The 2,151-nt window shown below is 46.6% G+C and carries 2 protein-coding genes and 1 pseudogene; all 3 read left to right on the forward strand.

The window, feature by feature from the left end; translation table 11 throughout:
- Nucleotides 1–229, forward strand: a pseudogene (locus ACEW8P_RS09980) (alpha/beta hydrolase); the annotation flags it as partial.
- Nucleotides 230–328: 99 nt separating this feature from the next.
- Nucleotides 329–1,615: an ATP/GTP-binding protein gene (locus ACEW8P_RS09985; protein ID WP_373512940.1), complete on the forward strand. Its 1,287-nt coding sequence runs from the start codon at nucleotides 329–331 to the stop codon at nucleotides 1,613–1,615.
- The coding region (locus ACEW8P_RS09990; protein WP_373512941.1) for an RloB family protein at nucleotides 1,608–2,151 on the forward strand (544 nt) is incomplete at its 3' end. The genes ACEW8P_RS09985 and ACEW8P_RS09990, both read left to right, overlap by 8 nt.

Genomic DNA, 2,151 nt, shown 5'->3' on the forward strand with positions numbered 1-2,151 from the left:
CGAGGACAACTTAGTACCCGTCAGCACGGCCAAAGCCTACCAGAAAAAAGTAGAAGCCAGGGGTGGACGCTGCGATCTCCACCTGTACGAAGGACAACCGCACGGTTTTTTCAATTACAAAAATCTGGACAACTTCAAAGATACCGTGTTGAAAACGGACGCCTTTTTGCAGTCATTGGGGTATCTGGAAGGAAAGACGACGCTGGCGGAGTTTATGAAGGAGAAGTGATGTCAGGCGAAAATTAGAAGATTCTTTCTCACGGAACCGTCAGGTAGGAATAGATCATCAAATAGTCTATTTTTGTGAAATAATCACAAACAGCTGCTTATGCTTGTTCAATTCCGACTCAGAAACTTCATGTCTTTTCGCGATGAGCAGGTTTTTAGCATGGTAGCGGCTAACGGACTACGCGAAAAAAACGACGCTCTGAACGAAAATGTGGCGGAAGAAGGTAGTTTTAGTCTGGTAAAGTCCGCCGTCGTCTATGGAGCGAATGCCAGCGGAAAGAGCAATTTGTTGCGGGCTATTGCTTTTTTTGTCAGTTCCCTAACCGAAACACCTCCCGATGGCAAAGCGGTGGGCGAGTACAAACCCTTTCTTCTGGATCGCCAATCTGCCGACGAGCCTACCTTGTTGGAGGCCGTTTTTGTGTTGGGCGAAAAACATTATCGCTACGGCTTTGAAGTGATCGATCAGATGGTTCAGGCCGAATGGCTTTACATTGGGGGCAAGAAAGAAAGTACTGTTTTTTATAGGCAAGGAAAGGAACTTCGGATCGGCCGATCTTATACCAAGCTGAAAGAATTGCAGAGTAAAGAAATGATAAATGATGCGTCGCTGCTTGTAAACCTTGGGGCATTGTTTAATGATGAAAGTTGCTTGGAAGCTAAACACTGGGCATTAAAGTTTAGAGAGCTTTCCCCAAAGTTACCCTTAGCTATAAAGTACATTGTTGAAAAACAGCGATATATATTTGAACCTAGGAACAAAAGCAGAGTACTTCACCTCCTACAAGTGGCTGACCTTGGAATTGATGAAATCATATTTAGGAAACGTGTTTCGCCAAGCCCTATTCCTACATATCAAAATCATCATATGGATGTATTCACTATTAGAAGAGTGTGGGATGAAAGTTCAAAATCCTTTCAAAAAGTAACGATGCCTCTACAAGAATTCGAATCTGAAGGCACCCAGAAATTATTCAATCTTATCGGCATAGTATTAACTACTCTTGACGAAGGTGGCATATTCATCGCCGACGAATTAGATGCTAAACTACACCCACTTCTTACGCAGCGGATTGTACAAATGTTCAACAGCCCGGCGACCAATCCCAAAAACGCGCAAATAATCTTCGCCACGCACGACACCAATCTACTCAGCGCGGGCCTCTTCCGCCGCGACCAAATTTGGTTTACCGAAAAAGACCACAAAGGAACCACGCAACTCTACGCCCTGACCGACTACAAACCCAGCGGTAAAACCGTCCGCAACGATGAGCAGTTGGAGAAAAACTACATTGCGGGCAAGTACGGGGGTATTCCCTTCTTGGGCGATTTTGATGCTTTGTTTGAGACTAAGTCGGCAGTAAGCGAAGCGAGTGTAGATGAGTAAGAATTCGCGAAAGCAAAATCCTTACGGACGGCGACGCCCCACGCGGCTCGTCAGGGAGTCGTATCTGATTCTTTGCGAAGGCAGAAACACCGAACCCGAATACTTCAACGCATTCCGTCTTTCTACCGCAACCGTCCGAGCTTTGCCCGTTACCTCCGGCGACGCGATGGCAGTGGTCCTGGCTGCTATCAAACGCCGCAACGCGGAGACGAACAAGGGGAAATTATACGACCATTACTGGGTAGTTTTCGACAAGGATGCCACGCCAGATTCTAAATTCAACGCTGCCATTGCGCTGGCAGAGGCAGAAGGTCTTCAGGTCGCTTACAGCAACCAGGCTTTTGAATTATGGTTCCTGCTACACTTTGACTATGTGTCAGGTTCGATGCACCGCAATCTGTACGCCGATCGCTTGACGACTCTACTAAAATTTCCGTACGAGAAGAAGCCTGAATCCGTCAAGTTGGTATTCAAGGCCCTGTTCGATAAACAAATCCAGGCTATCGAGAACGCCCGACGCCTACTGGATGAATACA

The sequence above is a fragment of the Persicitalea sp. genome, from assembly GCF_041751555.1.
GTDB lineage: Bacteria > Bacteroidota > Bacteroidia > Cytophagales > Spirosomataceae > Persicitalea.

Bases quoted from the DNA above. Each gene is read 5' to 3' on its own strand.
- ACEW8P_RS09985 (WP_373512940.1), top strand. From the start codon at position 329: ATGCTTGTTCAATTCCGACTCAGAAACTTCATGTCTTTTCGCGATGAG.